The following is a 24,454-nucleotide window of genomic DNA, read 5'->3' as shown; positions in this document are numbered from 1 at the left end:
CCTTTTTTGTGGGCTTCGGAGGTGGATTGGATTTATGCGTCGTACCAAGGAAGATGCCGAAAAAACCCGCCAGACCGTGCTGGAGGCCGCGCTCAAGTTGTTCAGCCGGGACGGTTACTCGCTGACGACTTTGAGCCGTATTGCCCAAGAAGCCGGTTGCAGCCGGGGGCCGATCTACTGGCATTTCGAGAACAAGGATGATCTCTACGAGGCCGTACTTGCCTACTCCCAGGAACCCCTGGAAGCCCTGGTTGCGGAGTGTTCAGGCATGCGGGAAACGCCCATTGAGGCCATGGACCATTTCATCGAGCGCTGGCTGGGCCTGCTAGCCAATGATCGTAAATATCGTCAGTCGTTCGAGATTCTGCTGAACAAGACCGAGCTGACCGATGCCATGAGTCGAACGCTGAAGCGGGAGCGGGCGCTGACCCGGTCGATTATTGCCATGTTCCGGGACCTGGTGGGCCTGGCCGCTGAGCGGGGTCTGATCAGTACGCAGGAAAATCCTGAGGATCTGGGGCTGCTGAGTTACACCTATCTGATGGGGATTACCCAGACCTGGCTGTTTGCGCCCAAGCTGTTTTCGTTGAAACAGGAGACTGCGTTTTTCCAGCGACAGCTCTGGGTGTTACTGGGCCGAGGCTGAGCGTTCTTGTTCGAGCAACTGCTGCTTTCGGTCGAGCCCCCACCGATAGCCGCCCAGGGAGCCGTCGCTTCGCAAGACACGGTGGCAGGGAATCAGCACGGCGATACGGTTTCGTCCGCAAGCCGAGGCCACAGCTCGAACGGCTTTGGGCTCACCCAGTCGCTTTGCCAGTTCCGTGTAGCTCACGATCTCGCCCTCGCGAACGCTTAACAGAAGTTTCCAGACCCTCGTCTGGAAAGCGGTGCCGCGGATATCCAGAGGTACATCCGGGCGAGGCGTGTTCTGGCTGAGGTGTTCGTCCAGAGCGGCAATCCAGGCATCCAGCTCCGGCGATGCCGTGGCGCCAGAAGGAACCAGTCGGGCCTTCGGAAACTCTCTCTGCAATCGATCCTGAAGCGCCGCTTCGTCATCCCCGAATTCGGCAAAACACACGCCCTGATCGGTGGCGGCCATCATCAACAGGCCGAGTGAGGTTTGCCGGCAGGCATGGGTAATGGTTTCACCTTCCCCACCCTTGCCATAGCGGGACGGCGGCATGCCGACGCGTCGGTCTGCTTTGCCATAGACGCGACTGACGGACCCGAATCCGGCGTCGTAAATGGCGTCGGTCACCGTTTGACCACGTTTAAGCGCCTGTTTGAATGCCTTCAGGCGTAACGCGTCCTGATAAGTCTTTGGCGAGACCCCGAAGGTTTTCTTGAACGCCCTTTGGACATGGGATGCCGAGAGCCCTGTGAACGCCGCCATGTCTTCGAGCGTCAGACGCTCATCCGGCCGGCTTTCTATAAACCGCGCCAGCTCGACCATTCTATCTGGCGCACTGGCAGACAGTTCCGGTTCGCGGTCCACCGCCGAGCGTTCATTGCGGGCCATGTGATGACTCCTTTATCTGCATCCGACCATTCGTTGAAAGGATGCGCGTTTGCTGCCGGTGCTGCCATCCGTTTCTTGCGGTGATCACACGTCATTAATCAAGCGATTGGATATGAGTCTGCAAGGCGCGGGGACTGCAAAGGGTGATCTGTCCGTAGCCCAAGGCGAGTAACCCCTGGCTTTCGAGGGCCTTGATACGACTGTGCACCCCTTGCCGGGTCATGCCCATCATGTTGGCCAGCTGCTCGCGTGTCAGTTTCAGAGCGACCGGTTCCACCGATGAGGTGCGCACGCCCTGGATTTCCGCCAGGAACAGCAAGCGCCGCCCAATCCGGGCGGTCACGCCTCGCAGGGCGTCGTCCTCAATAATCGACATGGCTGACCAGAGTCGCCGGCTGACAAGGTCCAGAGCAATCGGATAGCTCTCAGGATAGCTTGCCATGAGTTGCCGGAACCCTTCGCCAGGCAACTCGACGATGACAGCTTCCTCGTGGGCCGTCGCTCCATAAACTCTGGGCATACCCGGCGAGAACACGGTATCCCCGAACCAGGAGCCGGCATCAAAGATGATCAGCGTCGCCTCGCGGCCGGCTGCATTCACCGAGGTGATCCGCACGGTCCCACTGGCAATCACGCAGAGTGTTGACTGCATCGACCCCCGAGCATAAATGGGATCATCGGCGCCAAACCGTCGCGTTCTGGCCATGGCCGCCACTTCCCGAAAAGCCGTATCCGGGAAGCCCGCCAATAAAGGGCAGGAACGCATCACCGTTTCAACGTCTGGCACCGCCATCAACAATCTCCGAAAACTGGCAAGACAACGCCCCCAAATGTAAACCATTTGACAGTTTGTTGACCATAAATAGGCCTAGACTCGTAGCTGATCCATTCCAACAACAACCGGACACCCCAGAGGTCACCCGAATGTCTGAACCCTTATCGATTCCGTCCAAGAAAGAACAGGTGAGTGCTGAAGAATGGCAACTGCGCGTTGATCTTGCCGCCGCCTACCGCCTGATTGCCCTCTACGGTTGGGACGATCTGATCTTCACGCATATTTCCCTGCGGATTCCCGGTGACGAGCACCATTTCCTGATCAATCCTTACGGCATGATGTTCGAGGAAATCACAGCCTCCAGCCTGGTACGCATCGATCAGGAAGGTAACAAGGTCAACCCTGACGATTTCGACATCAACCCGGCCGGTTTCACTATCCACAGTGCCATCCATGCGATTCGGGAGGATGCCGCCTGCGTAATGCACACCCACACCACTGCCGGTGTAGCCGTGTCAGCTCAGAAGGAAGGCCTGCTGCCGTTGTCCCAGCAGAGCCTGTTCCCGCTCTCGGGTCTTGCCTACCACGACTACGAAGGCGTGGCTTTGAGGGAAGACGAGAAAGTGCGCCTGCAGGCAGATCTGGGCCACGCCCGTTTCATGATCCTGCGCAACCACGGCCTGCTGACCACCGGGCCCAGCGTAGCCGAAGCCTTCCTGGGCATGTACATCCTCCAGCGTGCCTGCGAAGTCCAGATCCAGGCCATGTCCGGGGGCCAGCCGCTGGTGCAGATTCCGGACAGCATTCTCAGTTCGATCCGTGAACAGGCCAAGCAGGTCACCAAGGGTATGGGCGGCAACCTCGCCTGGCCGGGACTGCTGCGGAAGCTGGATCGCATTGATCCCGGTTTCAGAGATTAATTTCGGAGGAAATACATCATGAGTGACGTCAATGCGCCCCAGGCGCAGTTCACCCATATGAAAGACGGCAAGGCGGAGGACTGGCAGACCATCGCAAAGTCATTCGGACAGTTTGCCAAAGGGCTTCCGGACAGGATTCTGGAGCACCTGAAACTGCTGGAGGGCGATTTTGGCGGTTTTCCGATCGACCGGCTTTCCCATTGCCTGCAGACGGCCACCCTGGCCTACCGGGATGGCAAGGATGACGAATACGTGGTCTGTGCCCTGCTGCACGACATCGGCGACACCTTGGGCACCTACAACCACGCCGATGTGGCAGCAGTATTGCTGGAACCCTTTGTCAGCGAAGCCAATCACTGGATGGTTAAACATCACGCCATCTTCCAGGGCTACTACTTCTTCCATTACCTCGGCATGGACCGGGACATGCGTAACGAGTATAGGGACCACCCCCACTTCGAGCGCACCATCGAATTTGTCAGCAAATACGATTCCCCGGCCTTTGATCCCGAGGGCGAGACCCTGCCCCTCGAGTTCTTCGAACCCATGGTGCGCAAGGTCTTTGCCCAGCCGGTAAAGTCGCTCTACAAGGATGCCGAAGCCGCCATGGAATAAGCGGCAGGCGGGCTATCAGAACATCTTCAGGTAACGGTCGACCTCCCAGGACGACACGTGGTTCTGATAGCTCTCCCACTCCCCTTTCTTGTATTCGATGAAGCTGTTGAACATGGCTTCACCGAAGACTTCTTTGGCCAGCGGATCGGCCTCAAAGGCCTCCACGGCCTCGCCCAGGTTCCGGGGCAGATACTCGATGCCCTGTTCGGCAATTTCGGCATCGCTGTAGTTGTACATGTTCTCGTGGTGGGGCGCGCCTGCATCCAGGCCATCCCGAATGCCTTCCAAGCCCGCGGCCAGGATCAGGGCGCTACCCAGGTAGGGGTTGCAGGCGATATCTGCGGCACGGCATTCGATGCGCCCGCCCATGCCGGGAATCCGGATCATATTGGTGCGGTTGTTGGAGCCGTAGCACATGAACACCGGTGCCCAGGTGGAGCCGGACATGCTGCCTTGGCGAACGAGCCGTTTGTAGCTGTTAACCGTCGGTGCAATCACCGCGCTGATGGCCGCGCCGTGTTTCAGCACACCTGCGGTGAAGTGATAGGCGATCTTGCTGATGCCGCAGTTGTGCAGATCGTCGCCCTTGGGCTCGAACAGGTTTTCGCCGGTTTTCAGATCCGCCAGCGACATGTTGTAGTGGGCGCCACTGCCGGTACGATCGGCAAAGGGCTTGGGCATGAAGCTGGCGAAAGCGCCATGTTTGCGGGCAATCTCGTTGGCCATCATCCGGAAGAACACCAGGCGGTCGGACATGGTCAGGGCGTCGGCATATTTGAAGTCGGTCTCGAACTGGCCGTTGGCGTCTTCGTGATCAAACGAGTACACATCCCAGCCCAGCTCGTTCATGGCATCCACCAGCTCATCCATGATGGGCAGATTGTCCATGAGCGTGCGGGGGTCGTAACAGGGCTTGCCCAGGTTGTCGCGATCACTCAGCGGGGCAAAGCCGCCATCCTCGGTATCCCGGAACAGGAAGAACTCGGTTTCAATACCGAGATTGAAGCGATACCCCATATCCGCCGCCGCACTCAGCTGACGCCGTAGAATATTCCGGGAACAGGCTTCGAAAGGCGCGCCGTTCAGGAACAGGTTTCCCGGGAACCAGGCCAGCTGGCGATTCCAGGGGCAGATGGCCAGCCCATCGGGATCCGGCATGGAGGCTACCTCGTCGTCGGAGATATCCTGGGGCACGCCATCCAGGGCGGCACCCGTGTAAAGCTCCGAGCCTTCCATCATTTGCCCCAGGTGAGCCACGGGCACGAACTTGCCTTTGGTCACACCGTGGATGTCCACGTAGCTGGCAATGGCGTATTTCACACCTGCCTCTGTGAGCTTCTCTTTCAGGGTCTGGGTGTTGGTCAATTCCGTCATCCTGTTTTTCTCCGGCCCGTCATGCGGGCAATCAGTTTGGGTTCTGGCACGTTTCTTTCTTTGTTTTTGCCATTCAACATACATGCCAGTGTGTATATATAAGAGCGAAGACGAGAGACTTCAGGCAACCAGTCAGCCTGAAAGAGAGGGGAAAATGGCGTCGAAGCAATGGCTTGTAGACGATTATGAAGCAGGCGACCTGCCTCTGACTTCCGGCGAAACGTTGTACTCCGCGAGATTGCGGTACCACCGCATCGGCGAGCTGAATGCACCAAAAGACAACCTGATTATGCTGCCCACGTACTACGGTGGTGCAGCCGCGGGTAATCACCCGTGGGTTGGAGGCAACAGCCCCCTGGATCCGGACCGTTACTGCATCGTGATTCCCGCTTTGTTAGGCGCAGGCGAATCATCCTCACCTTCGAACACTGCCGGAGCACAGGGCGGCCCGGGCTTTCCTGCCGTGTCCCTTTATGACAACGTGATGCTACAAAAGCGGTTGGTGGAGGACATCTTCGGAGACGCCCGGATCGCGCTGGTGATGGGCTGGTCCATGGGCGGGATGCAGGCGCTGCAGTGGGGCTGTTTGTTTCCGACGCAGGTGCGCGCGGTGCTGGCCACCTGCTGCACCGCACGGTGCTATCCCCACAACCGGGTATTTCTGAAGGGCGTAAAGGCGGCACTGACCTGTGACCACGCCTTCGAGAATGGCCGCTACCAGAGTCCGCCCGAACGCGGACTCCGGGCCTTCGGCCGGGTTTATGCGGGCTGGGCCTATTCCCAGGCGTTTTTCCGTCACGAGCTCTGGCGCGAACAGGGTTTTGGCTCTATTGAAGAGCTGCTTCGATTCTGGGAGCAGGATCATCTGGGCCAGGACGCCAATGATCTGCTCACCGTACTGAACACCTGGCAGAACGGCGATATCAGCGACAACCCCGTATTTGGCATGGATTACGAAGCGGCGCTCTCTGCCATTGCCATGCCTACCCGAATGATGCCCGGCACCACCGATCTCTACTTTACGGCGGAGGATGCGGCACGAGATGCAGGCCGTATGCCGGGCGCGGCGTTCGAACCCCTGCCTTCGGACTGGGGCCACGTTGCCGGTGGTGCCGGCAGGGAGGCTGCAAGCCACAATCGCATCCTCGCGGCCGCCCGGGCTTTGCTCTCGGGAAAGGCGTCATGATCGAGCACCCGAACCTATGCCGCACCAACCCGGTGCATATTTTTGCCGATGCCTTTGCCGGGATGACCCGTTTTCGCCCGCTATTCGGATCTGGCATGCCATCTGCACTGTTTCCGACTGACGGTTTTCAAAAACCCGATCCGTTCAAAGCACTGTTCACAACACCGCAGACAGAGCGACGGACAAAATGGGTGACTAGGGTTCCGGTCCGGGCAGTCAAGATTCCCGGATGGCTGGTCCGAGAGTTACCGACCTCTGGGGAGGTTACACGGCGGGACAAAAGCCCGGGAGACTGAATCGCAAGGGACGCTGTTACCCGCGATGACCTTGCCGTGTTGTGTAACCAGAGGAGACGATTCATGCGAATGATCAACCATCACCCCGGGCGTGTTTCCGCTACCCTGCTGGGCCTGCTGCCCTTTCTGTTGATCATGCTCATCTACAGCCTGGCCTCCCAGGAGCGCCTGGCAGACAACCCCAACGACAAACTCCTTCCAGGTCTGGAGCAGATGACCGCGGCCGTGGATCGCATGGCTTTTCAGGAGGACCGTCGCAGCGGCGACTACCTGATGTGGCAGGACACGAGCGCCAGTCTGGCGCGTCTTGGAATGGGCGTCGGTATCGCCGCCTCGCTGGCGCTGGTGGTCGGCATTCTCAATGGGGTGTTGCCACTGGTCAGGGCCAACCTGGCGCCACTGGTCTCCGCTCTCTCCATGGTGCCGCCGCTGGCCATATTACCCATACTCTTCATTGTGTTCGGGCTGGGCGAGCTTTCCAAGGTCATGCTGATCGTGATCGGCACCGCGCCCATCATGATGCGGGATGTGGCCCAGCGGGTCCGCGAACTTCCCGGCGAACAACTGATCAAGATTCAGACCCTGGGCGCGAATTCCTGGCAGGTAATCACCCGCATGGCTTTGCCCCAGGTACTGCCACGCCTGATCGACGCCGTGCGCCTGAGCCTTGGCCCCGCCTGGCTGTTTCTGATTGCCGCCGAGGCGATTGCCTCCACCGAAGGCCTCGGCTACCGGATCTTCCTGGTGCGGCGCTACCTGGCCATGGACGTGATCCTGCCCTATGTCATCTGGATCACCATTCTCGCCATTGTTATCGACCAGTGCCTGCGTCTGGCAAACCGCAGGCTGTTCCCCTGGTACAACGCAGGAGGCCACTGATGAGCTTTATTACTGTTAACAATCTCTGGAAGGAATACGGCGATCAGGTGATCCTGGAGAACCTGAATCTGAGCGTGAAACAGGGCGAGTTCTGCACCCTCGTGGGCGCCTCCGGTTGTGGCAAGTCCACGTTCCTGAAAATGCTTTTGGGCCAGGAAACCCAGACCCGCGGTGAACTGCTACTGGAGGGCGAGGCCTTCCCCGGCGAGCCGGACCGAAACCGGGGTATCGTATTCCAGCGCTACTCGGTGTTCCCCCACCTGACGGTGCGCCAGAACGTGCTAATGGGCCTGGAACTGGAACAGAAACCCTGGCTTGGCAAGCTGTTTGGCGGCGCCCGCAAGGTAGCCCTCGAGAAAGTGGACGCCATGCTGGAGTCGGTGGGCCTGAGCCCATCGGCCAACAAATGGCCCCACGAACTTTCCGGCGGCATGCAACAGCGCCTCGCCATTGCCCAGTCGCTGATCATGCGGCCACGGGTGCTCCTTCTGGACGAGCCTTTCGGCGCATTGGACCCGGGGATTCGCGGTGACATGCACGATCTTCTGTTGAAATTATGGCAGGAGACCGGCACCACCATCTTCATGGTGACCCACGATCTGAAGGAAGGGTTTTACCTGGGGACCCGACTGCTGGTGTTCGACAAGGTGCGGAACGACCCCCATGACCCACAGGCATTCGGTGCCACCATCACCTACGACTTGCCGATCGGGCAGACAGATCGAAAACTGTTCGAAGACATTCACCAGTCGGTCAGCGAGACAGCCCGTAATCAGACAGCATGAGGTTTCTCACTACCAAATAAAAAGGTCGCCCGAAGGCGACCTTTTTCACGTCTTTTCGGATCAGTTGCTGGCAACCCGATCCTTCGGCAGCTTGAAGGTCCAGACCATACCGCCCTGGTTAAAGTCCTTCACCACCTTGGCCACTTCGCCACCCCAGAGCGGAACCGCGCCGCCCCAGCCGGAAGCCACAGAGACGTACTGCTCGCCGTCCATGGTCCAGGTAACGGGCGTGCCCACCACACCGGAACCGGTGTTGAAGCGGTAGAGCTCTTCGCCCGTCTTGGCATCAAACGCCTTCAGGTGACCCTCTGGAGTACCGGTGAATACCAGGCCCCCGGCAGTGGTCATCACACCACCCCACAGCGGAGCTGTGTTCTCATAACGCCAGACTTCCTCGCCTGTTTTCGGGTCCATGGCCCGAAGTACACCGATGTATTCATCGTTGGCCGGCTTGATGGTAAAGCCTGCACCCAGGAAGGCCGCGCCTTTCTTGTAAGATACCGGCTCATTCCAGATGTCCATGGACCACTCATTCGAGGGCACATAGAACAGACCGGTTTGCTGGCTGAACGCCATCGGCATCCAGTTTTTGCCACCCAGGAAAGCCGGCTGAGCAAGAACGGTTTCACCTTTGCTGCCGTCCATGTCAGCAGGGTTGCCGGGACGCCCGCCTTCGGTATAGATCGGACGACCGGTCTCCGGATCGAGGCCCTCTGCCCAAGTGATCTTGTCAACGAACGGGAAGCCACGAATAAAGTCGCCGTTCTCGCGATTCAGAACGTAGAAGAACCCGTTACGGTCGGCAGTGGCCGCCGCTTTCACGGTCTTGCCGTTTTCTTCGTAGTCAAAGGAGATCAGCTCGTTGACACCGTCATAGTCCCAGCCATCGTTCGGGGTGGTCTGGAAGTGCCATTTGATGCTGCCATCGTCCGGGTCGATCGCCAGACGTGATGAGGAGAACAGGTTGTCGCCGGGGCGGAGGTGTGAATTCCACGGGGCCGGATTACCGGTACCGAAGAACAGGGAGTCAGTGTCCGCATCGTAGGTGCCGCCCAGCCAGGTCGCAGCGCCGCCGTTCTTCCACATTTCGCCGGGCCAGGTCACGCCAGCCTTGCCACCGGAAATGCCGTTCTCGATCTTTTTGCCATCCTTGTAGATGTAGCCCATGTGGCCTTCTACCGTCGGACGGGTCCAAACCAGATCCCCGGTGTTGGCGTCGTAGGCTTCAACCTTGCCAACAATGCCGAATTCACCCCCTGAAACGCCGGTGATGACCTTGCCCTTGATGACCATGGGTGCGGCGGTGATCGCATAACCGGCCTGGTAATCCGCCACTTTCTTGATCCACATCGGCTTGCCGGTGTCCTTGTTCAGGGCAACCAGTTTGGCGTCAAGGGTTCCGAAGATCACCTTGTCGCCGTAGATGGCAGCTCCCCGGTTTACCACGTCGCAGCAGGGCATGATGCCATCGGGCAGACGGGCATCGTACTGCCAGATTTCTTCGCCGGTTCTGGCATCAACGGCATAGATTCGGGAATAGGAAGCCGTCACATACATGACGCCGTCCTTGATCAGCGGCTGGGATTCCTGGCCGCGCATTTTTTCGCTTCCGAAGGAGAAAGCCCAGGCCGGCTGTAGGTACTGAACGTTGCTGGTGTTCAGGTCTTCCAGGATGCTGTAGCGCTGTCCCTGAGTACCCATGCCGTAGCTGACAATGTCTTCAGGGGTCTTGTGATCGTTGATGATGTCTTCGTCGGTTACCGCATGGGCCCCGCAGGAAACTGCCATGGCCAGGGCGCTGGCCGCGATGCGAATCCCGAACTTGTTGGTTCTCATGGTTGCGCTCTCCAAGTCTCTTGTTTTCAGTTTTCTTGAGTTCGTTTCAGGCCGAACCGGGAACTTTTCCCGCCTCTGATACGATTCTTCGCTTTGTGGAAAAAACCAACAATTGCTCGCCGGAACAGGTTTTCTCATCACTTGGTAGTACGACTACCCCGTACATTCCGGCCCGGGCGCACCGACTGCGTCCTCAGAGATCCCCTTCAGCCCTGGCGATAGCCTGCTCATCCAGGAATTCCCGGTAATAACCCGGCACGCTGTAACGGAGTTTCTGGGCGATCATGAGCTCGTTCATTTCGCCCGTTTTCACCAGCCTGTCGATGATGGCTTCAAGGGCATAGCCCAGCTGGCGATGGGTGTGTTTGATTGCCATGCCCACGTCCCATACCTGTTTGCCAATACCCGGAAACCCATTACCGGCGGTTTCAAATGCCCCGTTCTGGGGCTTCGCCAGTTCGTGATCGATCTCAGAGCGCATACCCATGACGGCACTTACCTCACCCTTGCGCATGGCCTCGAACGCGTCCGCCACATTGGTGTAATGGCGAACCTGCTCCCGCATGCGGCCCCCGAACGCGGAGGTCAGATAAAAATCAGGCAAGGTATCTATCTCGACGCCAATACGGTTGTATTGAAAAACCGCCACGGTTTCGACGGAATCGAGCTTTTCAGGGTTGTAGGCAATCTGCCAGGTTTCCTGCTGATACGGGCCGAACAGAACGACCTGTTCGTTGATGTACTCGCCGGTGGAATCCTGCATATAGGCGTAGGTCTTGTCGTAGGGCACCCGGAGCATCACATCGGCGAGCCTCTGCTTGGCCAGGTAATGGCCTTTCCAGACGTTGTTTCGCAAGTCGTCGCCGAGATTTTCGTCGGGGATGATCCAGTGCACCTTGAACTCAACACCCATTTCCTCGGCAATCCGTTGGCCGAGCTCGATGTCGATACCTCTCGGTTCACCATCCACCTGGTAGGAGTAGGGCGGAAAGTTCTCGTAGACGCCGACTTTCAGGTAACCGGAATCCAGGATGATGTCGTAGGTGCGTTCCGCAGGTCGGTTGAGAAGCTCGTTTCCGTCGTTAACTTCCTGGGCCAGAACAACCTGGGCGAACATCAGCAGGGCAAGCATTTGAGACAGTATTTTCATTGTTTTCTCCCAACGACGAAGGGCCGGCACAAAGCCGACCCGTATTCAGGCGTCTGTGACTCGATCCGGATTCATCACTCCGGCGCCGGCAGAGATTCCACATAAGTGCGGATCGCCCACATGGCGCTCTGATCCATGCTCTTTTTCCAGGAAGGCATGCCACGATCGGTACCGTTCATCACCCGCCCGATGTAATACTCGTCGTCCCACTCGGTGAGCTCGCGAAGATCCGGCGTCAGCCCCCCGGACATTGCCCGGATGCCATGGCAGGCAGCACAGTTGCCGGCATAGGCGCTCTCGCCGATTTTGACAGCCTGCGCATTGAACTCGTCAAACTCATTGCCCTCACGGAACGGATTTTCAATGCGCACGTCATCGCCCAGCTCTGGCAGATTGCCCGTATCCACTTCCTGTGGTGTGACGTTGCCGTGCGCCATCGCGAAGCCGGCCAGGCCAAACATGGCCGAAGCCACGATTGCTTTGAGTGAAAAGGACGTTGCCATTGGTATTACCTCTGTTTTTTGAATTCCCCGTGGTTGGCTATTGGATTTATCAGTTGCCAACTTGCTTACCTCAAGTCTAGGAATCCCCCTGCCCAATCCGAATGCCACTTTGGGGTTTTTGGTTTAGTTCCTTGGTAGTAGATTTTTCTTCTTCGAGAGGAAATCTCATCCTTTGGTACTGCCTGATTCCTACTTTCTGAATATTTCCGGGCTTCTCCCCCTTCCATAAGCTGGAAGTACAACAACAAAACGGAGAATCCCATGTCTTTTGTCACCCGGACAGCGGCCACCTCACTGATTGCCCTGGTAGCAGCCAGCCCGTTACAGGCGGAATCGCTGGAGGTGCGGATTGGCTATCTGCAATGGGTGCCCGACCAGGGCCCGGTTCTGTCCAACGTAATCCCCGAGCCGGGCGATGCTGGCCTTCGGGGAGCCGAACTGGCCATTAAAGACAACAGCACCACCGGCAGGTTTCTGGGCCAGAATTACTCACTTCAGAGTGACGTCGCCGATTCGGAAGAGTCGGCCATCGCAGCGTTTGATGCCATGCGCGAGAACGGTCTGGAGCTGTTTGTAGTAAATGCGCCGGCCTCCACTTTGAAAACCCTTACCGAGAAGGCCGGCGACAACACCCTGATCTTCAACGCCGGGGCCAAAGACGATGCCCTGCGCACCGGCCAGTGCCACGTCAATCTGCTGCACACCATGCCCAGTTATTCCATGCTCACCGATGCCCTTGGCCAGTGGCTGAACCAGCGGCGCTGGGATGAGGTTTTCCTGATTACCGGGCCCACTGAGGCCGATAAGGGTTGGGCCGATGCTTTCCGCCGTTCGGCCAAGCGCTTCGGTCTGGAGATTGTTGAGGACAAGCCCTGGACCTTTGACGCTGACCTGCGCCGCACCGCCTCGAAAGAGCTGCCGCTGTTCACCCAGGCCAGCGATTATGACGCGGTGGTGGTTGCCGATGTGCGGGGCGATTTTGGCGAGTATGTGCCGTTCAACACCTGGCTGCCGAGACCGGTGGTGGGTACCCAGGGCATGTCACCATTTACCTGGCACCGGGTGGTGGAGAGCTGGGGTGCTGCCCAGCTCCAGAATCGTTTCCGCGAGCTGGCCGGCAGGGACATGAACAGCGAGGACTACGCCGCCTGGACAGCCGTTCGTTCCATCGGTACCGCCATCACCGACCTGAACTCCGCCAGTCCCGCCGAGATCCGGAATTACCTTTTCAGCGACAAATTCCAACTGGCGGCATTCAAAGGCCGCAAACTGACCTTCCGCGACTGGAATGGCCAGCTGAGACAACCGATTCCGCTGGTTCATCCCCGGGGACTGGTGGCACGCGCGCCTTTTGAAGGCTTTCTCCATCCCAACAGCCAGATGGACACCCTCGGTTTCGACCGGCCGGAAAGTGAGTGCCGGATCAACGGCTAACCCGATGTCGCCTAACCGGTTACAACAAAAAGGAGTCACACCATGAAAACCCTGTTCAAACAGACCGCACTGGCCGCCATGATCGGCCTGTCGACACCGGCGCTGGCCAGCGTGGCCTATGTGTCCAACGAGAAGGACAACACCCTGTCGGTGATCGATACCGAAACCCGGGAGGTTATTGAAACCATTGATGTCGGCCAGCGCCCCCGGGGCATCCTGCTGTCGAAGGACTATACCAAGCTGTACATCTGTGCCAGTGACGACGACACCGTTCAGGTGCTGGATCTGGCCACCCGCAAGATCGTGGACACTCTGCCCTCGGGCGAGGATCCCGAGCAATTTGCGCTGCACCCGAACAACAAGCACCTGTACATCGCCAACGAGGACGACGCCATCGTGACCGTGGTGGATGTGCAGACCAAAGATGTACTGGCCCAGATCGATGTGGGCATCGAGCCCGAAGGGATGGCTGTGAGCCCGGATGGCAAGTGGGCGGTGAACACCTCGGAAACCACCAGCATGCTGCACTGGATCAATACCGAGACCTTCGAGATCGATAAGAACATTGTGGTGGGCCAGCGTCCACGCCATGTGGAGTTCAGCAAGGACAGCAAGATTGCCTGGGCCTCGGCTGAAATCGGCGGCACCGTACACATCATCGACGTGGACAACCTGGAGCAGATCCACGAGATGTCCTTCAAGGTGCCCGGCGTGAATCAGGACAGGGTCCAGCCAGTAGGCATTGAACTGACCTCCGATGGGAAATACGCCTTCGTGGCGCTCGGCCCCTCCAATCATGTTGCTGTCGTCGACGCGAAGACCTATGAAGTGCTGGACTACCTGTTGGTCGGTGCCCGGGTGTGGCAGCTCGACCTCGACAAAGACGAGAAGCATCTCTATACCACCAACGGCGTGTCCGGCGATGTATCCGTGATTGATGTAGAAAACCTGAAGGTCATCAAATCCATCAAGGTAGGCCGCTACCCCTGGGGTGTGGTCATCGATCCGACTTCATGACCATTGAAGCGAGCAACCTCAGCTTTCGTTACGGCGACAAGCCGGTGCTCCGGGAGGTCAGCTTTGTGCTGACCTCTGGCCGTTTTCATGCGCTGCTTGGGCCCAACGGCGCCGGCAAATCAACCCTGTTTGGTTTGCTCACCCGACTGCTGGCCCTGCAGCAGGGCGATATCCTGCTGGCCGGGCAATCCCTGAAAAAACAGCCGGCCGAGGCCATGCGTCAGATCGGCGTGGTGTTCCAGCAGAATGCCCTGGATCTTGACCTGACCGTGCGCCAGAACCTGCAATACCACGCGGCGTTGCATGGCCTGTCCCGTAAGGAAGCGAGGCTTCGGGGTGATCGGGAACTGGAACGCTTCAGCCTTGAGGACCGGGCCAACGACGCCGTCCGCCAGCTCAACGGCGGCCATCGTCGGCGGGTGGAAATAGCACGGGCTCTTCTTCACAACCCCTCACTTTTGTTGCTGGACGAGCCGACGGTGGGTCTGGATGTCGCCAGCCGCAAGGCACTCAACGAGTACGTGCGAACCCTGTGCGAAGAAGAGGGCCTGACCGTACTCTGGGCTACTCACCTGATCGAAGAAGTCCGTGCAGACGACCGGGTCCTGATCCTGCATCAGGGCCAGTTACTGGCCGACGGCAATGGCCAGGCCATCTGCGAGGCCGAAGGCACCCGGGATCTGGCCGAAACTTTCCATTCCCTGACCGGAGCCGGCTGATATGAAGGCAGCTCATTACTGGCACTGTTTCGTCGGCATACAAACACGTGAATGGCTGAGGTTCTGGCAGCAGCGAACCCGTTTCGCCAGCGCCCTGGTGCGGCCACTGCTCTGGCTGGTGGTATTCGCCGCCGGGTTCCGGGCGGTACTGGGCATTTCCATCATTCCGCCCTACGAGACCTACATCACCTACGAGACCTACATCGCCCCCGGCCTGTGCGGCATGATCATCCTGTTCAACAGCATGCAGGGCGCCCTGTCCATGGTCTACGACCGGGAACTGGGCAGCATGCGGGTGCTGCTGATGAGCCCCCTGCCCCGGCCTTTCCTGCTGGTCACCAAACTGCTGGCCATGGGTGTGGTGTCCATCGGCCAGGTGTATGTGTTCTTGTTACTGGCGCTGCTGGTGGATGTGGAGCCACCGCTATGGGGGTATCTGGCGGTGTTGCCGGCGCTGATTCTGACCAGTCTGATGCTGGGTGCTCTGGGCCTGCTGATCGCCACCTGGATCAAGCAGCTGGAGAACTTCGCCGGGGTGATGAACTTCGTCATCTTTCCGATGTTCTTCATGTCCTCAGCACTGTACCCGCTCTGGCGCATGAATGAGGCCAGTCCCTGGCTGTACTGGATCTGCCAGTTCAATCCGTTCACCCATGCGGTGGAGGCGATCCGGTTTTCACTGTACCTGGAGTGGAATCCGATGGCTTACGGGATTACTGCGACTGTCACCGTGGTTCTGGCTCTGCTTGCGACGGCAGGCTTCCGGCCTCAGCGTACCAAGATACTTGGCCCCCCCAAGCCGGCTTGATTTGGCGTCAGTGGGGAAAAGGTTCCACCTGTATTCCATGCAAGCCTCAAATCTTTGCAGGTCGGATTAGCAAAGCGTAATCCGACGACGCCCAAACATTTTTCAGATAACTTTTAGGAGCCGGCTAAATCCAGACTACGAAGCTTCCCAAGAAGCCCATCGACCAATCCCGGGTCTGCCAATGTATCATCCCACTGAAGACGCGCAGGCTTACCGTCAAGATACCAGAGGCGGTTCGCCAATATCTCTGCATCCCTGCCATCATGGGTTACACAGATCATCGCCATATCCGGATGCGAATCCAGAATCCCGGCTATCAACCCTTTGAGTTCACTCGCCATGACCGGATCCAGTGATGCAAACGGCTCGTCCAACATTAGCAAGCCCGGTTTCACGGCCAGGCAACGGGCCAGTGCCGCCCTTCTGGCCATACCCAGGGAGAGCTGGTCCGGCAGATACTGACCATAACCGGACAATCCCACCTGGCGTAACAAGCCCTCGGCCTCCTCTTCACTGGCGCCAACCAGCCTCAGATTCGCATCCAGACTGCGCCATGGCAGCAGGCGATGCTCCTGAAACAGGTAACCGACGCGAAGTTGGTCCCGCCCGATCACAGCTTCTTCCGGAACCGATTTATCGAGACCGGCAATGGCGTTCAGCAGCGTAGTCTTGCCGATTCCCGATGGGCCAAGAAGGCAGATGCGGTCGCCTCGTTCTATGGTTGCGAAAACCTCCCCGAGTACCGGCTGGCCGAAATCGCGGCCTGCGATTCTGAGCTCAAGCATGGGCGGCCTCCGGCTGGCGCCAGCGGCTGGACCGGCGTTCGAGAGGCTGCAGGATGGCCAGTTCGATCAGCTGGACGACGGCAATAAAGGCCAGGCTGTAGGCAAGAATGGCGGCCACGTCGAATACCTGAAACGCCATATGCAGCTGGAAGCCGACGCCGCTTGAGCGGCCCAGCAGTTCCACCACAAGGACGATCTTCCAGATCAGGGCAAGACCACCCCGGGTGGCAGCCATGAGATAGGGGAACAGCTGGGGTACCCAGACTTCACGCAATCGTTGCCACCGGGAGAACTCGTAGACGGTGGCCATTTCCTCGAGGCGGTAGTCGAGGCTGCGGGCGCCTTCGCGAACCGTCACCGCTACGTTGGGCACTTTATTGATCACTACCGCCATCACGGCAGCCACTTCCACCAGGCCGAACCAGACATACATGAGGATGATGGTGACCAGCGCCGGCAGGTTGAGTAACAACACCAGCAAAGGATCGAACAAGGCATTGGTGGTTTGTGAACGGCCCATCACAATGCCGATGGCGGTGCCGATAGCCATGGCGAGCGTGAACGCCACAATCACCCGTCCCAGGGTAGCGCCCAGATGGTGCCAGAGTTCGCCGGAGGCGGCCTCCCGAATCAGGGTATCCAGCACGCTCAGGGGCGTTGGCAGCAGGGGCGATTTCAAAAGCCAGGCAATCAGGGCCCAGAGCAGGACGAACGCGGGCAAAACTATCCAGTAGCTCCAGAGCGGCGGTCGTCCGGTGCGGGCTTTCACGGTTGGCTCCGGTAAAACAGATTGGCGGGCATCAGGTGCTCCGGATCGGCACCTGTAAATGTCATCAAACGCTGCAGATCTGCAATACGCTTGTCTGTTTGTGGAGCAGGCGTGCCGGCGACAAAGCCCTCTCGCAAGGCCGTGAAGACGCCATCTTCAGGATTACCCATCAGGGGACGCAAGCGTTGCCAGGGTGATTCACTGTCCGCCAGCTCGGCTTTGGCCTGTTGCAGGGAGGCTGCGAAACCATCAATCAAGGGGCCATGATCTTGCGCCCAACGTTCGGGAAACACATAACCAAGCACCGGCAGGTTGCGATCCAGGTCCAGCTCTGTAAGCAGATCGGCCATGCTGAATGCCGACCGCCAGCCGGCCTCACCTCTGAGCCGGGCCGCGAAATGCCAGTAGGTCACGATGATATCCACCTGCCCGCGTTTTAACGCCTGGCTCAACAGCGGCGGGGCAGCGAACTGGAGTTCGGTGGATTGCTCCAGGTCGATTCCCCGCCGCTGTGCGACCTTCGTGAGCAGTATCCAGCCCTTGCTATCCGGCCCGCCGGCAACGCCGATGCGTTTGCCCACAAGATCCGCTACGGAACGAATCGTTGAGTTGTCAGCGACGACGATATCGCCAATCTGGGAGGAGAAAGGGACGTACCGGTAGGGCGTGCCCGCCTGGAACCGGGACTGCGCCCACAGCAGGTCGGCCACAGCGCCGTTCACCGAGCCGCTGGTGACCGCCAGCCTGGAGGCCGGCAGGTTGGCCACCGGTTTCAGTTCCAGTCGGTAGCCATTCTCCCGGTCCAGTCCCCGGTGCAGGATATGATCGAGCTCCCAATGGGCGGTGCCGAACTGCAGCACGCTGATGGACAGCGCGGGCAACCCTGAGACTCCTTCACGGGCATGCACACCAACAGAAAGACTGATAACAAGACATATCAGTGCGGCCACGCCCTTTTTGATCAAGAGATCGGCAAGAGAGGCTTGGGACACAGGCGTTATTGTTGGTTGGAGGCTCATTGCTCCACGATACGAAGCCCGCAGCCCGGCAAGAATAGTACTTTGGTGCCTGTTTTTTGGTGCGATGGTCGCATTCAACCCGAGACCAAGATGGCGTGTAATGAAACCATCACAATAATAAACAGAGGATCGAAACCGCCATCGGTGATTCTCTGCACAGGAGGCCGCCATGCTGAACGAGCTCGAAGCCGCACTCTCTACCGAGAACTACCCTTCCGAAAACTGCCATCATGCGTCCGAAAACCGCTATCATGATTCCGAAGCCATCCCAGATACTGAAAACAAACAGGTAGACCCCTCCATGGAGCCGGCTTACAAGATTCTGATTGCCGACGACCACCCACTGTTCAGGGAAGCCATCAGCAGCGTTATCGCCTCTGGCTTTGAGGGCAGCGAGATCATCGAAACCGACGATCTGGACAGTGCCGTGGACATCACTCGCGAGAATGATGATCTGGACCTGATTCTGCTGGATTTGAACATGCCCGGCATGCATGGTCTGAACGGCCTGATCACTCTGCGCAATGAGGCCCCGACCATTCCTGTGGTGATTGTCTCTGCCGAGGAGGACAAACAGGTGGTACTGCAGGCCATTACTTACGGCGCCTGCGGCTTTATTACCAAGTCCTCGCCCCGGGCCCAGATGACCGAAGCGATCCAGCAGATCCTGAACGGCAATGTTTATCTGCCCTCGGACATCATCCGAACCGGCAAGGAAAGCAATACCCGCCGTAGTCGCAATGAAGACAATCCGATTTCACCGGAGCTGCTCAACTCCCTGACCCGCCGTCAGCTGCTGGTGCTGGAGCGCATGTCCAAGGGCGAATCCAACAAGCAGATTGCCTATAACCTGAACATCGCCGAAACCACGGTAAAGGCCCATGTGTCGGCGATCCTGCGCAAGCTCGGGGTTCACAACCGGGTACAGGCGATTCTGTCCGCCAGTGATGTGGATTTTAGTCAGTATTTGAAGCGGTAAGCAAAGCTCACCCTTGTTTGTCGGATTATCAGTCTGGCCTGGTTGTCGGATTACGCCTTTGGCTAATCCGACCTACATTGCTAAGCCGACCTACGTTTCGAGCAGAGTGTAGGTCGGGTTAGGCGCAGCCGTAACCCGACAGCCATCAGCAAGCTCAATTCCTCAGCAGATGACTCAGCGCACTGCGCAGCTTGAGAGGCTTCACCGGCTTGTTCATCAGCAGGTGCCCAAGCTCCCGGATATGCTGCTTGAGTTCGTTGGTGTAGTTGGCGGTAATCATCACCACCGGCGCCGGGCATCTCCGGCGGCCATTGATCTCCGCCACCACATCCACGCCGTTTTCATCGTTATCCAGATGGTAGTCCGCAAGGATCAGGTCCACCGCACTGCTGGCAGGATCCAGCTGGCGCTCCAGATCCTCCAGGGAAACGGCAGTAACCACTCGGCAATCCCAACCTTCCAGCAGGGTTTTCATGCCCTGACAGATGGACTCGTCGTTGTCGATCACCCAGATTCGGGCGCCGCCAAGACCGCTATCAAAAGACACGGCGCGGTTCTGATCGGGTGCTGGTTGCCTGGGCTTCAGCTTTCCAATGGGAACCCGAACGCTGAAAACGGACCCCCTACCCTCAATCGAATTCACCGTCACCTCGTGTCCGAGCATACGGGATATCTTGTCCACGATCGCCAGGCCAAGCCCCAGGCCTTTATCGGGTTGAGAGCCGGACGGACGGATGCGTTTGAATTCCTGGAAGATCTCGGTGAGTTTGTCTTCGGGAATACCGGGACCGGTATCCCACACCTGCAACAGAACATGGTCTCCCTGTCGACGGCAGCCCAGCAGAATCCGGCCGTTGCCGGTGTAACGGATGGCGTTGGTCAGGAAATTCCGGAGGATCCGCGCCAGCAACTGGGAATCCGACTCCACAATCGCGGAGCTGGCAACGAAATCCAGTTGCAGCCCCTCGGCCATGGCCATCTGCCGGAATTCCCGGGCGATGTTATTCAGCAGGTCCCGCAGATCAAAGGCGGTGACATCTGGCTTGATAACGCCCGCATCCAGCTTGGAAATATCTACCAGGGTGCCCAGCAGGTTTTCAACGTCATCCAGAGAGGTACTGACTGACCGAACCAGGCCTTCGGCCTTGGGTCCGAACGACTGTTCCAGCAGCGCACTGGTGAACAATCGTGCGGCATTCAAAGGCTGCAGTAAATCGTGGCTGACGGCCGCCAGGAACTTGGTTTTCGAGAGGTTGGCCCGCTCGGCCTCCAGCTTGGCATCCCGCAGCCGGGCTTCCACTGCCGCCCGTTCGGTGATTTCCTCACGCAACTGATTGTTCAGGCCGGTCAGGGCAGCGGTGCGTTCCTTTACCCGTCGCTCCAGATTGTCATAGGCCTGCTCGAGGGCCAGGGCCGTCTTGCGGCGATCGGTGATGTCACGGATCAGCACAAAGAAACCGATGATATCGCCCTGTTCGTCGAAGTTCGGAACGTAGGAGCGCAGCATATGGCGCACCTCACCCTGCTCCCCGGTCTCCTCGAATTCAAACGTGACGTTGTGGCCGTCCATGACATCGAGAATCTGGGGGAGTAGCCGCTGGTAAAACTCCGGCGAATGCACTTCATTGAGACGTTTACCGAGCGGGGACTGGCCTTTGCGCCCGTACCAGGACTCGTAGACCTTGTTGCAAAACTGGATGGTCATGTCGGCCCCGATGTAGGCAATCAGCGCCGGGACGTGGTCGGTCACTACCCGAATCCAGCGCTCGCTCTCTTCCAGCGCTTTGATCCGCCGGGCCATTTCGCTGTTCTTCACATCGGTGATGTCGGAGTATAGCACGACCAGCCCGCCTTCCCGGGTCGGCCTCTCAGTGACCTGGACCCAGCGCCCGTTGGCCAGCAAAAACACCACGCCTTCCGAGTCCGGATGGCTGTGTTCCTCCAGGACCAGACCGCAGGCCACCGCCTGCCGCTTCACCTCTGAAATCCGGGTACCCTGGCCCGGCGCGTCAACACCGGCATGGCGCCAGTAGCTCCGGAACCGGCTGTTGCTCTGGATCAGGCAATGCTGGTTATCAAAAAGCACGAAGCCGTCAGCAATGCTCTCGATGGCATCATTCAGCCTCTGGCGGGTTGTTTCTGCTTCTTCGCGGGCGCGGTTCAGGGCCTTGTTACTGCCCTTGAGCTGCTCCATGGCCTGGTTCAGCGCCTCGGTCCGCTCCCGGACCTGTTCGGCAAGCACCACCGAGTGCTCGAAGGCGGCGTATGGCTCCGGCTTGTGGGCAGAGCCGGATTCCACCCGGACAATCAGGGCATCTCGAATCCGCCGCAGGCGCTCGTTCTCCGCCTCAAGTTCGGAAATCCGGAGGTCCCGCTCGTCTTCAACAGGTGCTTCAATCTTGTCCGGAACGGACATCAGGCTGGCCAATGACCACCCCCGTAAACGTCTGGTTGATGTGCATACCGTCGAACTGCTCGCCGTATGTGTTAAAGCCAATCACCTTGTGATGACGCAGGAATTCCGAAACCGCTTCAACTTCCCCGGTCAGTTCTGCCTCCAGCCGACGCAGAAAACAATCGCAGCCGATGGTCACCAAAGGCGGTCCCACAACCCGTTCTGCCGCTTCTATCTGGGTACGAACGCTGTCCAGCAGGGACTCCGGCTCCATGGCCGTCATCACGATCCCGGTTTCCACCGCGCAGTAGAAGGTCAGGCTCTTGTCCGGGTTCACCCGCTGCACCGAGCGGACAAAATAGTGGCCGCCGATTTTCACCCCCATGGGCCGCAGCGCGAAGACCTTGCGATCCAGAGCATCGACATCCACACCGACAGCACGGGCGTACGCATCGGCCGCCGGCTCCGCATTAAGCTCGAACACCGTGCGGCTTTCCGCGCAGGCGTCGGTCACCACCAGCTTTTCACTACGCTCGACCATGTGGTGCGTGGAGAACACCCGGAAATCCAGGGGCGTGTTCACCAGCAATACTGTGGCGGCCCCGGTGTGAAACTGGCCGTCGAAAAATACGTGGGTGTTGGCCAGACGCTCATCGTCGCCGGCGGAGCCACCAAACTGGGGAATGGTACCGAGGGCCGAGTTGAGCGTTGCCAGCACAAGCTCTTCACGGCTCGACAGTCCATCCAGAAGCGTGATGGCAAAGGTGTTGCCCTTGACTGGCGCCAGCCTGGCGTCCCGACAGGTGGAAAGCAGGCCGTCGATGACCCCCTGGGCGTCCTGCAAGGTGAATCGATCCAATTCCCGGATCAGCGCACAGTCGATGGCAAAATAGCGTTGATCGAACCCGATGGCGGTGATGCATCCGCGACCGTAACCCTCGGGCGTGATCTCCCCGGCAGACGTACAGCCGCAGACGCGCACGCCCTCGAAACTGTGCTCAAGGGCACTACCGAGTCGCCTCAGATCGTATTCCGCGGAACAGAAAAACAGCACACAGCCGAGATGCTCGTGGCTGAGCTGGCTGGCGAGATTGGTGGCGGCCAACATCGGATCGCGAACGCTGGAGCTCGCTACCCGGACCGCAGGCAGGGTCGTCGCTGGCTTCATAAACGCGGTTCCCGAAAACGGATGACTTTTCACCGATTCTACGGCATCCGTAAACGCAGCCAATGCGACTTCAGTGCTTTTAATAGGCGCGCCGAAATGATCGTAAGCCATTGATTAAACTGCCTCCTGAATCAATGCCTGGCGGCGCTGCCGGTTCCCATTCAGGCAAACCGGCACTTTAGTCTTAGACAAACCAGCGCGGCGAGAGGCCTCCTGCCACCCGCAACGCCAGGTAGGGCTTAGAACATCACGATGGCGCCAAGGGCGATGGTGTCCGCCTCAGTGGTGGTTGCACCGGTGGTGCGGTTGTTGTCTTCGTACATGTTGTACTCGGCAACCAGCTTGAAGTTGCTGTTTACATCATGGAAGAACCCGAGCGTTGTGCTCTCGGTTTCCAGATTCAGGATTTCAGCGTCCGTCTCGCCGTAGGAAAGCACAACGCGATTGGCGCCGAAGGCATAGGAGCCCTGAATCAGGAAGCCGTCGGCGTCATCTTCGGTAACCGCACCGTTGCCAATCAGAACCGGGTTGTCACCCTTGGAGGTAAAACCGGAAGCTGCCAGGGTCAGTCCTGCGACCGACGCCTTGATGCCGTATCCAAGGCCTGTACTGTCGACGGTCGTACTACCATTTTCGGCAGACTGATAGCGGCCGTTCACCCAGCCGGTCAGGGCCACGTCGTTCAGGTTGGCGTTGTAGGTTACCTCGGACTCGAAGCGGGGCGCGGCGTTTTCATCGTTGGCGCCGGTCACCGTATCGGCGGGGTCCAGCACACCGGCCGCCACTTTGAGGCCGCTCATGTCCGGCGAGCGGTAGGTGATCTGGGCAGAGGGTGTCGGGTACGGATAGCCTGCACGGATATTGCCGAAGGAAACGCCACCGGCAACGCCCGGGGAACCGAATCCCATCAGGATTTCGTCGAGGAAAATGTTGGAGCGGGCATACAGGCCGAAGTCCTTACCGATCAGCAACTGACCAAAATTGCCGTCTACCGTGGCATAGAACTGACGCACGTCGATGGCGGTGTCTGTGGGTGTATCGAGGCTGTCATTGATGGTGGTCCAGAACGAAGAACGTCCGCCCAGGGTCAGATCACCCATCTCCTTGCTGAAATTGAAGCCGATGGTATTAGGCAGGAAGCCCATCTTGATGCGGGAATCCCGAACGTCGTTCTGCTTGTCGTCGCGGTTTACGTAGAATGCGTTGAAGTAGCCATCCACGGAAAAGCTGGTGCCGTCCTCGTTATACAGCTCGACAGCGGCGTTGGCCCCTGTGCTCGCTCCCATGGCCGCTGCCATGGCAATCGCTAACCCTGACTTTCTGACGTTATTGTTTTTCATAGTTCCCCCGGTTGTTTTTGGAAATCTGGGATCGGAGATCCGGGTTATCCGGACTCTCCAGGCGCGGTCTGTCGCCTGAATTCCATGGTCGGTGATGCGAGGGAGGGGGAAAATGCTTCCAGGGAGCAGGTTTTCTGCTCACTTGGGAGGCACTTGAAATGAAACTTTGGGAGTACGACCCGG

Annotated in this window: 23 protein-coding genes and 1 riboswitch; of the genes, 11 read left to right on the top strand and 12 right to left on the bottom strand. The window is 58.7% G+C overall.

What is annotated here, in order from left to right; genetic code table 11:
• The first annotated feature begins 34 nt into the window (after positions 1–34).
• On the top strand, positions 35–646 hold the full coding sequence (locus CFT65_RS05180; protein WP_088826926.1) for a TetR family transcriptional regulator: 612 nt from the start codon (positions 35–37) through the stop codon (positions 644–646).
• On the opposite strand, the gene CFT65_RS05175 is transcribed toward CFT65_RS05180, so the two are convergent.
• Positions 629–1,519 (bottom strand): bifunctional transcriptional activator/DNA repair enzyme AdaA, encoded by an 891-nt coding sequence (locus tag CFT65_RS05175; RefSeq protein WP_088826925.1) that lies wholly within the window; start codon positions 1,517–1,519, stop codon positions 629–631. The genes CFT65_RS05180 and CFT65_RS05175 overlap by 18 nt on opposite strands.
• Positions 1,520–1,613: 94 nt before the next feature.
• Complete coding sequence (locus tag CFT65_RS05170; RefSeq protein ID WP_088826924.1) at positions 1,614–2,312, bottom strand: Crp/Fnr family transcriptional regulator; 699 nt, start codon at positions 2,310–2,312, stop codon at positions 1,614–1,616.
• A 131-nt stretch (positions 2,313–2,443) separates the two neighbouring features.
• On the opposite strand from CFT65_RS05170, the gene CFT65_RS05165 reads away from it, so the two are divergent.
• Positions 2,444–3,214: a class II aldolase/adducin family protein gene (locus tag CFT65_RS05165; protein ID WP_088826923.1), complete on the top strand. Its 771-nt coding sequence runs from the start codon at positions 2,444–2,446 to the stop codon at positions 3,212–3,214.
• Positions 3,215–3,232: 18 nt separating this feature from the next.
• On the top strand, positions 3,233–3,829 hold the full coding sequence (locus tag CFT65_RS05160; protein ID WP_088826922.1) for an HD domain-containing protein: 597 nt from the start codon (positions 3,233–3,235) through the stop codon (positions 3,827–3,829).
• Between the two features lie 15 nt (positions 3,830–3,844).
• On the opposite strand, the gene glnT is transcribed toward CFT65_RS05160, so the two are convergent.
• Positions 3,845–5,203, bottom strand: coding sequence for a type III glutamate--ammonia ligase (glnT, locus tag CFT65_RS05155; protein ID WP_088826921.1), 1,359 nt, complete (start codon positions 5,201–5,203; stop codon positions 3,845–3,847).
• A gap of 154 nt (positions 5,204–5,357) precedes the next feature.
• On the opposite strand from glnT, the gene CFT65_RS05150 reads away from it, so the two are divergent.
• From CFT65_RS05150 to CFT65_RS05135, 3 genes are all read left to right on the top strand, one after another.
• Entirely contained in the window at positions 5,358–6,389 is a 1,032-nt protein-coding gene (locus CFT65_RS05150) for an alpha/beta fold hydrolase (RefSeq protein ID WP_088826920.1), read from the top strand.
• A 184-nt stretch (positions 6,390–6,573) separates the two neighbouring features.
• Positions 6,574–6,682, top strand: a riboswitch (guanidine-I (ykkC/yxkD leader).
• Positions 6,683–6,748: 66 nt separating this feature from the next.
• A complete protein-coding gene (locus CFT65_RS05140) occupies positions 6,749–7,564 on the top strand; it encodes an ABC transporter permease (RefSeq protein WP_088826919.1) in 816 nt (271 codons plus the stop codon).
• Positions 7,564–8,349 (top strand): ABC transporter ATP-binding protein, encoded by a 786-nt coding sequence (locus tag CFT65_RS05135; RefSeq protein ID WP_088826918.1) that lies wholly within the window; start codon positions 7,564–7,566, stop codon positions 8,347–8,349. Before CFT65_RS05140 ends, CFT65_RS05135 begins: the two co-directional genes overlap by 1 nt.
• Before the next feature lie 60 nt (positions 8,350–8,409).
• Here CFT65_RS05135 and CFT65_RS05130 read toward each other — a convergent pair whose 3' ends face one another.
• The 3 genes from CFT65_RS05130 to pedF all read right to left on the bottom strand — a co-directional run bounded on the left by CFT65_RS05130 (position 8,410) and on the right by pedF (position 11,838).
• The gene (locus tag CFT65_RS05130) at positions 8,410–10,185 is read right to left on the bottom strand and encodes a PQQ-dependent methanol/ethanol family dehydrogenase (RefSeq protein WP_088826917.1); all 1,776 of its coding nucleotides are present in this window, start codon (positions 10,183–10,185) and stop codon (positions 8,410–8,412) included.
• 193 nt (positions 10,186–10,378) lie between these two features.
• Complete coding sequence (locus CFT65_RS05125) at positions 10,379–11,335, bottom strand: substrate-binding periplasmic protein (protein WP_088826916.1); 957 nt, start codon at positions 11,333–11,335, stop codon at positions 10,379–10,381.
• A gap of 74 nt (positions 11,336–11,409) precedes the next feature.
• A complete protein-coding gene (gene pedF / locus CFT65_RS05120; RefSeq protein WP_088826915.1) occupies positions 11,410–11,838 on the bottom strand; it encodes a cytochrome c-550 PedF in 429 nt (142 codons plus the stop codon).
• 261 nt (positions 11,839–12,099) lie between these two features.
• Between pedF and CFT65_RS05115 the strand changes: the two genes are divergently transcribed.
• The 4 genes from CFT65_RS05115 to CFT65_RS05100 are packed head-to-tail and all read left to right on the top strand — an operon-like array spanning position 12,100 to position 15,816.
• Complete coding sequence (locus tag CFT65_RS05115; RefSeq protein ID WP_088826914.1) at positions 12,100–13,272, top strand: ABC transporter substrate-binding protein; 1,173 nt, start codon at positions 12,100–12,102, stop codon at positions 13,270–13,272.
• Between the two features lie 42 nt (positions 13,273–13,314).
• Complete coding sequence (locus tag CFT65_RS05110; protein ID WP_088826913.1) at positions 13,315–14,289, top strand: YVTN family beta-propeller repeat protein; 975 nt, start codon at positions 13,315–13,317, stop codon at positions 14,287–14,289.
• Positions 14,286–15,008 (top strand): ABC transporter ATP-binding protein, encoded by a 723-nt coding sequence (locus tag CFT65_RS05105; RefSeq protein WP_088826912.1) that lies wholly within the window; start codon positions 14,286–14,288, stop codon positions 15,006–15,008. The genes CFT65_RS05110 and CFT65_RS05105 overlap by 4 nt, the downstream gene beginning before the upstream one ends.
• A 1-nt stretch (position 15,009) precedes the next feature.
• Positions 15,010–15,816, top strand: coding sequence for an ABC transporter permease (locus CFT65_RS05100; protein WP_088826911.1), 807 nt, complete (start codon positions 15,010–15,012; stop codon positions 15,814–15,816).
• Positions 15,817–15,929: 113 nt separating this feature from the next.
• Here the strand turns inward: CFT65_RS05100 and CFT65_RS05095 are convergent, their stop codons facing one another.
• The 3 genes from CFT65_RS05095 to CFT65_RS05085 are packed head-to-tail and all read right to left on the bottom strand — an operon-like array spanning position 15,930 to position 18,320.
• Positions 15,930–16,601, bottom strand: a complete 672-nt coding sequence (locus CFT65_RS05095; RefSeq protein ID WP_088826910.1) for an ATP-binding cassette domain-containing protein — start codon at positions 16,599–16,601, stop codon at positions 15,930–15,932.
• Entirely contained in the window at positions 16,594–17,370 is a 777-nt protein-coding gene (locus tag CFT65_RS05090) for an ABC transporter permease (RefSeq protein ID WP_088826909.1), read from the bottom strand. The genes CFT65_RS05095 and CFT65_RS05090 overlap by 8 nt, the downstream gene beginning before the upstream one ends.
• Positions 17,367–18,320, bottom strand: a complete 954-nt coding sequence (locus CFT65_RS05085; RefSeq protein ID WP_228705830.1) for an ABC transporter substrate-binding protein — start codon at positions 18,318–18,320, stop codon at positions 17,367–17,369. Before CFT65_RS05085 ends, CFT65_RS05090 begins: the two co-directional genes overlap by 4 nt.
• Before the next feature lie 370 nt (positions 18,321–18,690).
• On the opposite strand from CFT65_RS05085, the gene CFT65_RS05080 reads away from it, so the two are divergent.
• Positions 18,691–19,368, top strand: a complete 678-nt coding sequence (locus tag CFT65_RS05080; RefSeq protein ID WP_088828159.1) for a response regulator transcription factor — start codon at positions 18,691–18,693, stop codon at positions 19,366–19,368.
• Positions 19,369–19,522: 154 nt separating this feature from the next.
• Here CFT65_RS05080 and CFT65_RS05075 read toward each other — a convergent pair whose 3' ends face one another.
• The 3 genes from CFT65_RS05075 to CFT65_RS05065 form a co-directional block, all read right to left on the bottom strand.
• The gene (locus CFT65_RS05075) at positions 19,523–21,784 is read right to left on the bottom strand and encodes a hybrid sensor histidine kinase/response regulator (protein WP_088828158.1); all 2,262 of its coding nucleotides are present in this window, start codon (positions 21,782–21,784) and stop codon (positions 19,523–19,525) included.
• A complete protein-coding gene (gene nosP, locus CFT65_RS05070) occupies positions 21,762–22,931 on the bottom strand; it encodes a nitric oxide-sensing protein NosP (RefSeq protein WP_416376647.1) in 1,170 nt (389 codons plus the stop codon). The genes CFT65_RS05075 and nosP overlap by 23 nt, the downstream gene beginning before the upstream one ends.
• 239 nt (positions 22,932–23,170) lie before the next feature.
• Positions 23,171–24,271 carry a porin gene (locus CFT65_RS05065; RefSeq protein WP_088826906.1) on the bottom strand — a complete coding sequence of 367 codons (1,101 nt, stop codon included), beginning with the start codon at positions 24,269–24,271 and terminating at the stop codon, positions 23,171–23,173.
• Positions 24,272–24,454 lie beyond the last annotated feature (183 nt).

The sequence above is a fragment of the Marinobacter sp. es.048 genome (assembly GCF_900188435.1).
GTDB lineage: Bacteria > Pseudomonadota > Gammaproteobacteria > Pseudomonadales > Oleiphilaceae > Marinobacter.
Note: the sequence above shows the minus strand (reverse complement) of the source record. Positions and strands in the feature narration are given on the sequence as shown.

Excerpts from the sequence above, each read along its gene's own strand:
- CFT65_RS05180 (WP_088826926.1), top strand. The coding sequence starts at position 35 with ATGCGTCGTACCAAGGAAGATGCCGAAAAAACCCGCCAGACCGTGCTG.
- CFT65_RS05175 (WP_088826925.1), bottom strand. The coding sequence starts at position 1,519 with ATGGCCCGCAATGAACGCTCGGCGGTGGACCGCGAACCGGAACTGTCT.
- CFT65_RS05170 (WP_088826924.1), bottom strand. The coding sequence starts at position 2,312 with ATGGCGGTGCCAGACGTTGAAACGGTGATGCGTTCCTGCCCTTTATTG.
- CFT65_RS05165 (WP_088826923.1), top strand. The coding sequence starts at position 2,444 with ATGTCTGAACCCTTATCGATTCCGTCCAAGAAAGAACAGGTGAGTGCT.
- CFT65_RS05160 (WP_088826922.1), top strand. The coding sequence starts at position 3,233 with ATGAGTGACGTCAATGCGCCCCAGGCGCAGTTCACCCATATGAAAGAC.
- glnT (WP_088826921.1), bottom strand. The coding sequence starts at position 5,203 with ATGACGGAATTGACCAACACCCAGACCCTGAAAGAGAAGCTCACAGAG.
- CFT65_RS05150 (WP_088826920.1), top strand. The coding sequence starts at position 5,358 with ATGGCGTCGAAGCAATGGCTTGTAGACGATTATGAAGCAGGCGACCTG.
- CFT65_RS05140 (WP_088826919.1), top strand. The coding sequence starts at position 6,749 with ATGCGAATGATCAACCATCACCCCGGGCGTGTTTCCGCTACCCTGCTG.
- CFT65_RS05135 (WP_088826918.1), top strand. The coding sequence starts at position 7,564 with ATGAGCTTTATTACTGTTAACAATCTCTGGAAGGAATACGGCGATCAG.
- CFT65_RS05130 (WP_088826917.1), bottom strand. The coding sequence starts at position 10,185 with ATGAGAACCAACAAGTTCGGGATTCGCATCGCGGCCAGCGCCCTGGCC.
- CFT65_RS05125 (WP_088826916.1), bottom strand. The coding sequence starts at position 11,335 with ATGAAAATACTGTCTCAAATGCTTGCCCTGCTGATGTTCGCCCAGGTT.
- pedF (WP_088826915.1), bottom strand. The coding sequence starts at position 11,838 with ATGGCAACGTCCTTTTCACTCAAAGCAATCGTGGCTTCGGCCATGTTT.
- CFT65_RS05115 (WP_088826914.1), top strand. The coding sequence starts at position 12,100 with ATGTCTTTTGTCACCCGGACAGCGGCCACCTCACTGATTGCCCTGGTA.
- CFT65_RS05110 (WP_088826913.1), top strand. The coding sequence starts at position 13,315 with ATGAAAACCCTGTTCAAACAGACCGCACTGGCCGCCATGATCGGCCTG.
- CFT65_RS05105 (WP_088826912.1), top strand. The coding sequence starts at position 14,286 with ATGACCATTGAAGCGAGCAACCTCAGCTTTCGTTACGGCGACAAGCCG.
- CFT65_RS05100 (WP_088826911.1), top strand. The coding sequence starts at position 15,010 with ATGAAGGCAGCTCATTACTGGCACTGTTTCGTCGGCATACAAACACGT.
- CFT65_RS05095 (WP_088826910.1), bottom strand. The coding sequence starts at position 16,601 with ATGCTTGAGCTCAGAATCGCAGGCCGCGATTTCGGCCAGCCGGTACTC.
- CFT65_RS05080 (WP_088828159.1), top strand. The coding sequence starts at position 18,691 with ATGGAGCCGGCTTACAAGATTCTGATTGCCGACGACCACCCACTGTTC.
- CFT65_RS05075 (WP_088828158.1), bottom strand. The coding sequence starts at position 21,784 with ATGTCCGTTCCGGACAAGATTGAAGCACCTGTTGAAGACGAGCGGGAC.
- nosP (WP_416376647.1), bottom strand. The coding sequence starts at position 22,931 with ATGAAGCCAGCGACGACCCTGCCTGCGGTCCGGGTAGCGAGCTCCAGC.
- CFT65_RS05065 (WP_088826906.1), bottom strand. The coding sequence starts at position 24,271 with ATGAAAAACAATAACGTCAGAAAGTCAGGGTTAGCGATTGCCATGGCA.